The sequence below is a fragment of the Moorena sp. SIO3H5 genome (assembly GCF_010692395.1).
In the GTDB taxonomy this organism is placed as follows: domain Bacteria; phylum Cyanobacteriota; class Cyanobacteriia; order Cyanobacteriales; family Coleofasciculaceae; genus Moorena.
Genome location: NZ_JAAHHS010000335.1, coordinates 1 through 8,628 on the forward strand (window position 1 = coordinate 1; position 8,628 = coordinate 8,628).

Below are 8,628 nucleotides of genomic sequence, written 5' to 3' on the forward strand. Positions count from 1 at the left end.
TAGATTGAGGGCTTAGGAAAACGCTTCAACGGTCAGTATTATGTCACTGCCACTGTTAATCATTATCACGCCCAGTCGGGATATCGCACCCATTTTACAGCTCGGAGGAACAGCACATGACGTTATTTGAGCTACTAACTGATACGGGGGAAAGAGAAGCTCATGCATCTCGTATTTATGGTGTCGTAGTTGGTGTAATTACCAACAATGAAGACCCAGAAGGACTAGGTCGGGTTAAAGTGAAATACCCCTGGCTAAGTGATGAAGACGAAAGTGACTGGGCGAGGATAGCCACACTAATGGCAGGAAATGAAAGAGGGATTTATTTTTTGCCGGAAGTAGATGATGAAGTATTAGTAGCTTTTGAACATGGTGATGTCCGTTTGCCCTATATTATCGGGTCTTTGTGGAATGGTATAGAATTACCACCAGCAACTAATGAAGATGGTGCTAATAATATCCGGGTAATCAAATCCCGTAGCGGTCATGTCATCCGTCTCAATGATGAAGAGGGGGCGGAAACTATTGAAATTGTTGATAAAACCGATAAAAATAGTATTGTTTTTGATACAGCTACCAACACCATTGCTATTACCACCGATGGCGACATTACTCTATCAGCATCCCAAGGTTCTATTAAACTAGAGGCACAAACTATTGAAATCAAATCTTCAGCAGATACCAAAGTTGAATCCGGTGCAGGAATGGATATTAAAGCCAGCAGCACTATGAATCTTAAAGGTCAAACTATTAATCTTAACTAGTCTAAATCGAATTATGGGACAACCAGCAGCAAAACAAGGCGATCGCATTACCGCTATTGATACTCATATTGTGATGGTACCCTCAGCAGGAGGACCAGTACCAACTCCCCTACCCCATCCTTTTGCGGGCATTATCAATGGCAATTTGAGCAGTGATGTCAACATTATGGGGATGCCAGCCGCTACGGTAGATAGCACTGCGGATAATACCCCACCTCATATTCCCACTCCACCGGGGACTTCTTTTCAAACTCCTCCTGCTAATAAAGGAACCATTAAAATTGGTAGCCCAACGGTAAAAATTAACGGTAAACAAGCAGCCAGAAATGGAGATATTGCTGAGACTTGTAATGATCCTGCCGATGCACCAGTGGGGCAAGTAATCGCAGTGGGTACAGTTTTTATTGGCTGAAAAGGAGAAGATGGGATCCCCCCTAACCCCCCTTAATAAGGGGGGAGCCACACTCAAAGTCCCCCTTTTTTAAGGGGGATAATGGGGGATCTCCGACGCAAGAAACAGCCCTGCCTTAATAAGGGGGGGATATGATTCCCTGTTCCCTATTGAAAAACGCTATATGTCTAAACCATTTTTAGGTATTGGAGTAGGATTTCCCATCAGTTTAGATACCGGGGGAGATTTCCAACTTGCCGAATATGAAGAGAGTGTACGCCAGTCAATAGTAATTATCCTTAGTACAGCCAAAGGTGAGCGAGCCATGCGTCCTGACTTTGGTTGCAGCATTTATGACTTAGTTTTTGAGCCAAATTCACCTGCCACTGCTGGTAAAGTATCCCAAGCTATACAGGAAGCCCTACTATTCTTTGAACCCCGCATTGATGTCTTAGATGTGCGGGTAGACTCTCCATCAAATCAAGAGAGGGAGAAAATGCTTGTCAGTATCGACTATCAAGTGCGAGCAACCAATAATGTTTTTAACCTAGTGTATCCATTTTATCTAGAAGGGAGTGCAGGTTGATGGTAATAAAAGCTCCTAAAATTGATTCTAGAACAGCAGAGACTATTGCCGCTCAGGTGCAGCAACTGCTGGAACAGTATACAGGAGAAACTAAACCTCTTCAAGGAACGAGTGCTGCTATCGTTAATATCTTTGCCCGTTTTGCCGAGATAATTATCGAGCGACTCAATCAAGTTCCCGATAAAAACTTCTTAGGGTTTTTAGATTTATTAGGAGCTTCTCGTTTACCACCCCAACCAGCACGAGTACCCTTGACATTTTCCTTAGCTGCCGGAACTACCGTTGATGCAGTAGTGCCAAAAGGGACACAAGTTGCTGCACCTCCAGCGGAAGGAGAACAAGACCCTGTTATTTTTGAAACTGAACGGGAATTGGTAGTAACAACTACAAAAATAGAGTCTATTTTTGTGCGGGATACCCAACAGGATTTGTATAGCGATCGCACTTCAATTATTACTAAGCCAGCATCACCAGGCGTTGAGGTTTTTCGGGGCAACCAACCCATTGAACATAGTTTATACATTGGACATAGCAAACTTTTAGGGTTTGCTGAAATTGATACCTTTAAAGTAACGATTAATTTATCAGAAGCCCTGGTTGGAACAGGAGAGATAAAATGGCAAATTTGGCAGGAAATGGAAAATGGAGCTAATTGGCAAGATATTACACCGAGCAATGATGGAACCCAAGGGTTGACTCAAAGTGGCGATCGCGAAATTGAATTTGGTACTATTACCGCTTTACCGTTAACTACTGTTAATTCAGTAACTACTCGTTGGCTTCGCTGCCGGTTAGTTACTCCGATTACCCTTGTCGATAACTTACCTAAAATTGAGGATATCAAACTTGAAGCTACTATCCGTTCTACTGAACTATTAATCGAAAAGGCTTTTCTTAATCAATTGCCCGTTGATTTAACTAAAGAGTTTTTCCCCTTTGGTGAAAAACCAAAGCTTGGAGATACCTTATATTTAGCCAATAGTAAAATTTTTGAACAAGAAAATGCTCAAATTACTCTTCAGGTTAACTTGAGAAATCCCGCCACAGAAGGTAGTGGTGAAGCAGATGAATTTCCTAGACCTACCCAAGCCTCCAGAAATCTAAGACTGAAATGGGAATTTTGGAATGGTAACGTCTGGCAAGAATTAGGAAATGCAGTTGCTTCAGACAACACTACTAATAATCCAGAATCTCGATTTCAAGATACTACCCAGGTTTTTACTCAAAATGGTCAGGTAGCCTTTACCTTATTTGAAAAACCTGCTCCCACAACCGTTAATGGAGTAGAAAGTTTCTGGATTCGTGTGCGAATTATTGCCGGAAACTATGGTAGAGAAGCATCCTATCAACAAGTAGGAGACAGCTATCAATTGCAGGCAGCAACATTTGCTCCACCCTTGATTGAATCAATTGTAGTTAGCCACAGCTTAACACTATCAGACGAAGACCCAGAAGACGTTATCACCTACAATGACTTCGTTTATTCAACTAATAGTCCTAAACCTTTAATTCCTTTTAAAAGAACAGCCCTTGATAAACAAGCTTTCTATCTGGGCTTTAGGTTACCATTAGCTAGAACAGATTTCCCCAATCGTACTATCAGCCTGTTTCACTGTGTAACTGAGGTCAACTATGGAGACAATACTATTACAATTTTGCATCAAAATGAACAAATTCAACTATTATGGGAATATTGGGATGGCCAAGAATGGGGACAACTAACCATAAGAGATGAAACGGAAAACTTTACCCGTTCTGGTTTAATTGAATTTCTGCCACCAGGGGATTTTTCACCAAAAGAAGACTTTAATTTACCTCCCCGTTATTGGCTGCGGGTTCAATGGTTAAAGGGTGACTACGAGGTTGAACCTAAGCTGAAACAAGTACTGCTTAACACTACCATGGCAGCACAAACAGCTACGATTCAAAACGAAATTGTTGGCTCCAGTGACGGGAGTGAAAATCAAAAATTCCAGACAACTAGTCAGCCAATATTAGCAGGTCAAGAGCTGGAAGTGCGGGAATCGGAAATACCTTCTGCCCTAGAAAAGGACAAAATTGTCCTTGAAGAAGGGGAAAACGCTATTACTGTTACTACTAATGAAACCGGAAGACCTCAAGAGATTTGGGTCCGTTGGCATCAAGTCCCGGATTTCTATCAATCACAACCACGGGATCGTCATTATGTCCTTGATAATCTTACTGGAAAAATTACCTTTGGGGATGGACGCAATGGACTGATTCCTCCTCCTGGTAAAGGCAATATCCGCATGAGTCGCTATCAAACTGGTGGTGGAACTGCTGGAAACAAACCCGTTGGGGCGATTGTCCAACTCAAAACCACAGTCCCCTATGTGGACAAAGTGATTAACCATCAAGCAGCAGCAGGGGGGGCAGAAGCGGAAAGCCTTGACTCCCTAATCGAGCGCGCACCTAAGGAAATTCGTCATCGTCAGCGTGCTGTGACTAGGGAAGACTACGAAGATTTAGCCAAGCTGGCTTCACCAGAGGTAATCAGAGCCAAGTGTGTACCCTTAGCCAATTTGAAAACTAATCCCCTCGATCCCAACCCGGATTTAGGGGGAGCAGTCAGCGTGATTATTGTACCCCGCTCCATGGAAGCTAAACCCCGACCCAGTTTGGAGCTAATCAAGGGCGTCCAAAACTACCTACAAGCCTACACCCAACCAACAGTTGAAATCTCCGTGGTAGGCGCTCTTTATGTCCGTGTCAATATTACTGCAGAAATTGCTGTTACTTCCCTACAACGAGCTCGTGAGGTAGCACAAACAGTGGAACAAACTTTAGCTAGTTTTCTGCATCCCCTAACCGGTGGTTTTGAGGGCATGGGTTGGAATTTTGGTCGTCAACCCTATAAATCTGACTTTTACCGACTGCTGGAAGGGATAGCTGGAGTTGATCATGTTCCCAGTCTGGAGGTGGATGAAGAGGTGGATGACCCGCAAGAACTAGAAGATGTTAAACAGACCGGTCGCTTTTTAGTCTATTCCGGCAAGCATAACATCAGTTTAACCTTTGTGGAATCGTGAGGAGGGTAGCTCATGCCAATAGAATTGCCTAATCTTGATGACCGCACCTATGACGACTTGGTGCAAGAAGCCCTGGGTATGATTCCTACCTATGCGCCCCAATGGACTAATCACAATCCTTCTGATCCTGGTATTACCCTGATTGAGCTGTTTGCCTACCTTACCGAAATGCTGCTCTATCGGCAAAATCGGGTAACAGAGGCCAATATGCGGATGTTTTTACAACTGCTGAATGGACCAAGTTGGGAGCAAACGGAGGATTTACAGACAGAGATTAAAAATGCCATTACCCAAGTACGCGATCGCTACCGAGCCATAACCTGTGCTGATTTTGAAGAATTAGCAAAAGAAGCTGATCCTCGAGTAGCTCGTGCCCGTTGTGTACCCAAGCGCAATCTGGAATCAGACCCCCTCAATCAGCATGGAGACAGTCCCGGACACATTAGCATTATCATTGTTCCTGCTCAGCCGCAGTACGATTTGAAGCAGGTTGTCAAAGAGTATCTTGAACCCAGGCGTTTACTGACTACTGCCATTCATGTTGTCGAACCTCGCTACGTAAAGATTCGAGTGCGATTAACTATAGTACTCAAACAGGATGCACCAGAAGCAGAGGTTCAAGTCAAAGCTAAACAAGCTCTAGAGGAATTTTTTGCTCCGTTAAGAGGAGTAACCGAAGGAAATGGATGGCCTTTTGGTCGCAACGTTTATATTTCGGAAATTTATGAACTACTTGATATGGTATCTGGAGTTGATTATGTAGAAAAAACTCAGGGACTGGAAGAACTTCAGCTAATTGATGAATTAGCAAGTGGTGAGTCTGAACGTTACATCCGCAATAATGCTAACGGAGAACTAATTGGTATACAAATCAAGTCCCATGAACTGGTTGACGTTAAAGCTGAGCAGATTGATTTAACAACCCAATCCCCTATTCAAACATAACGATAAAGCCGATGTCATTCCTAGCCACGCGATCGCCAAGTCAACTTCTAGATTATCTTCCTGCACTCCATCACACCGATCCCTTTCTTGGGCAATTCCTGCTAGCTTTTGAAAAGGTTTTACTGGGCCTTAACGATGATATTGAATTTAAGTTTGAGGGTTTAGAAACAACTATTTCAAAAATTCCTACCCTTTTGGATCCTCAAGAGACACCAGAAGAATTTTTATCCTGGCTAGCTGGTTGGACAGCGTTAAGTCTCCGAGCAGATTTAAAACCAGAAGTGCAGCGTAATTTTATTGCTAGCATCGTTCAACGTTATCGGTTTCGAGGCACAAAAGAAAACCTCATACAACTCCTGAAAATTTTTACCCGTGGTGAACCTACGATTACTGAACCTATTGTTTCAGCTTTTCAAATTGGAGTATCTTCAATGGTCGGTCGAGATGCTTATTTAGGTGGTGGGCCTGCTCACTTCTTCCAAATTACCATAGCTTTATCGCGAGATTCTCCCGAAGAACAAGCAAGGCAAGAGGCAATAGCCCGTTCTATTATTGAACTAGAAAAGCCTGCTCATACCTATTACCAACTAAACATTGAGTTTCCCAGTATGCAAATTGGTAAACACTCAACGGTAGGGATTGATACCTTGCTAGGAACTGCTTCTGAAGACACAAACTAAATAACTGGAGATACAAATCATGACTGAAATTAAGCGACTAAACTACTTTACGTCCCAATTTTTAGTAGAAAATGATTTTGAGGACGAACAAGCTTACCATCGCCGAATGCGCCATCTTCATAATCGCTCCCTCCATACTTGGGGTGTGGTAGAAGGACTAGAAGTTATCAAATCGGGAGATAAGCAAGTATCCGTTAATAGTGGTCTTGCTATTGATAGTAACGGTAAGGAAATTGTTGTTATTGATGAGCAACCTGCTGAGATAAAAACGGTTAGTCTATCTGAGTTTGAGGCGGGAATTAGGATTTACATTACCATTGGAGCTCAAGACGTTGAGGATGAGCAAGATAGCTATACATTGGGGAGTGAAACTAAATATACTCGTACCACTGAGCGTCCCCAACTTGAAGCAAGGAGTACTGAGCCTGGTGATGATGGTGCAGTGATTTTATTAGCTGAGATTCAATTAGATACCAATGGTAATGTTGAGGATAACATTGATAACTCTGTGCGCAGGTTAGCTAGTGTTAATATTCCACCGGGATCAACCTTATTAGGACCTTTGACTATTGGTGAAAAGCTAACAGTTTCTGGAGATTTTGAAGTTACCGGAAATGTGAATGCTCCCCTAAATGTTACTAGCAATGTTACCATTAGTGAAAACTTAACTGTTGATGGCAATATTAGAACCTCTGGCATGATTACGGGGTCATCAATGCCGCCTAATCTAATCAGAAATTCCTACATGAATATACTCGATGGCAACAAGCCTGCTGGGTACACCACCCAGGGGAATGTTACTTTAGAAGCAGCTCACCCTTTCACGAAAGGGTTTGAAGGACCTTATGTAGGAGAAAAACCAGCCAATGCTGCCGATAGTGTAGATGATGCAACCGAAGAAAATCCTTATTGGTTTGGCAGAAGTAACAAAGGTGCCCGAATAAAAAGAGGTGGTTTAGCTGGTGGTTGGGTTAGTTTTAATGACGGTAGGATTTTGAAAATTACTGGGGATAATTCAGGAGAAAGCACCATAGTATATTTTCCCTTTGATGGCCAAGGCAATATTTTAAGCAAAAAGTACGTACACTTCAAAGCTTGGCTCAAGATTTCTTCTGGTAAACAAGTTAAATTTGGCGAAAATGCTGGGCTGTCTAATAATTTCGCTCACCCTCATTGGGGTATTGGTATTACCAAAGAGCAAAGTGATAATGCTCCAGATGGTTGGTATCGAGTAGATCTCGTAATTCCCACATCTGAGGTAACGAAGTTGGGTGGTCAGAGTTTTTCTATGGGTATAGAGGGTGACGAGGATGACGGACTTTTTGAAGTATATCTAGCCTTACCATACCTAGCCAATTTAGATAATGATAGCTGGCTTCCTAGTGTTTCTGATATGCTTTCGCGGGATGGGTTAACAGTTCATCCTACTTCTGGTAATGTTGGCATTGGGACAACAAATCCTAGTACAAAATTAGAGGTGGATGGAACTGTTAAGGCCACTAAGTTTGAAGGGGATGGTTCTGGTTTAACTGGTATTAGCGCTGGACAGTGGTCTAATGGTAGTAGTAACAGGATTTACTATAATGCTGGGAATGTTGGCATTGGTACAGATAATCCTACTGAAAAATTAGAGGTGGATGGAACTGTTAAGGCCACTAAGTTAGAGGTGAATGAAACTGTAAATATAAACGGTCGCATTTTGAGGAACGGTCAAGATTTTTCTAAAGCCGGTTACGCTAGCCATAACGATATTGTTACAGTCCCTTGGGGAACCACTCGTGACTGGAATATTTTTGTTTCTCCCAGAGTAATGGGTCTAGAGGAGCCACGTTCAGAAGGAGATAATGCGTTATTAAAGATAGAATGTTGGGCAATAGTTAATAATACAACATCCTGGAAAATTCATGCACGATATAAATATAAAGTTAGTCAGAACAGTGATGGTAGATGGTTCGACGAAAACACACGAACAGTCAGGCCTTTAGTGAACTACATCTTAATTCCACGCTAAGTAGGCGATACACAAATGAAACAACAATTAGACAAACGGCTTCAGGAACTAAAAAATGAATTTGAGTAAGGACAAAAATGATCACGGATTTGGAAAATCAAAAGGTTAATCTGCGAGATACACTCTTGCGTATCAGTGGTGCTATTCAGGTAATCGAATAATTGCTAGCAAAAACTAATATGGCAGGGGAAAACCAAGCTA

At 42.4% G+C, this 8,628-nt stretch carries 7 protein-coding genes; all 7 read left to right on the forward strand.

Annotation, left to right across the window (positions count from 1 at the left end; genetic code table 11):
• Window positions 1-116 precede the first annotated feature (116 nt).
• Entirely contained in the window at window positions 117-764 is a 648-nt protein-coding gene (locus F6K52_RS27310; protein WP_293085775.1) for a phage baseplate assembly protein V, read from the forward strand.
• 13 nt (window positions 765-777) lie between these two features.
• The gene (locus F6K52_RS27315; protein ID WP_293085778.1) at window positions 778-1,176 is read left to right on the forward strand and encodes a PAAR domain-containing protein; all 399 of its coding nucleotides are present in this window, start codon (window positions 778-780) and stop codon (window positions 1,174-1,176) included.
• Window positions 1,177-1,339: 163 nt separating this feature from the next.
• Window positions 1,340-1,741 carry a GPW/gp25 family protein gene (locus tag F6K52_RS27320; protein WP_293085781.1) on the forward strand — a complete coding sequence of 134 codons (402 nt, stop codon included), beginning with the start codon at window positions 1,340-1,342 and terminating at the stop codon, window positions 1,739-1,741.
• Window positions 1,741-4,791, forward strand: coding sequence for a putative baseplate assembly protein (locus F6K52_RS27325; RefSeq protein ID WP_293085784.1), 3,051 nt, complete (start codon window positions 1,741-1,743; stop codon window positions 4,789-4,791). Before F6K52_RS27320 ends, F6K52_RS27325 begins: the two co-directional genes overlap by 1 nt.
• Before the next feature lie 12 nt (window positions 4,792-4,803).
• A complete protein-coding gene (locus F6K52_RS27330) occupies window positions 4,804-5,736 on the forward strand; it encodes a baseplate J/gp47 family protein (protein WP_293085788.1) in 933 nt (310 codons plus the stop codon).
• 11 nt (window positions 5,737-5,747) lie between these two features.
• Entirely contained in the window at window positions 5,748-6,416 is a 669-nt protein-coding gene (locus F6K52_RS27335) for a phage tail protein (protein ID WP_293085792.1), read from the forward strand.
• A gap of 19 nt (window positions 6,417-6,435) precedes the next feature.
• The gene (locus F6K52_RS27340) at window positions 6,436-8,427 is read left to right on the forward strand and encodes a hypothetical protein (protein ID WP_293085795.1); all 1,992 of its coding nucleotides are present in this window, start codon (window positions 6,436-6,438) and stop codon (window positions 8,425-8,427) included.
• The last annotated feature ends 201 nt before the right edge of the window (window positions 8,428-8,628 follow it).

Coding starts and splice junctions, on each gene's coding strand:
- F6K52_RS27310 (WP_293085775.1), top strand. CDS start 117: ATGACGTTATTTGAGCTACTAACTGATACGGGGGAAAGAGAAGCTCAT.
- F6K52_RS27315 (WP_293085778.1), top strand. CDS start 778: ATGGGACAACCAGCAGCAAAACAAGGCGATCGCATTACCGCTATTGAT.
- F6K52_RS27320 (WP_293085781.1), top strand. CDS start 1,340: ATGTCTAAACCATTTTTAGGTATTGGAGTAGGATTTCCCATCAGTTTA.
- F6K52_RS27325 (WP_293085784.1), top strand. CDS start 1,741: ATGGTAATAAAAGCTCCTAAAATTGATTCTAGAACAGCAGAGACTATT.
- F6K52_RS27330 (WP_293085788.1), top strand. CDS start 4,804: ATGCCAATAGAATTGCCTAATCTTGATGACCGCACCTATGACGACTTG.
- F6K52_RS27335 (WP_293085792.1), top strand. CDS start 5,748: ATGTCATTCCTAGCCACGCGATCGCCAAGTCAACTTCTAGATTATCTT.
- F6K52_RS27340 (WP_293085795.1), top strand. CDS start 6,436: ATGACTGAAATTAAGCGACTAAACTACTTTACGTCCCAATTTTTAGTA.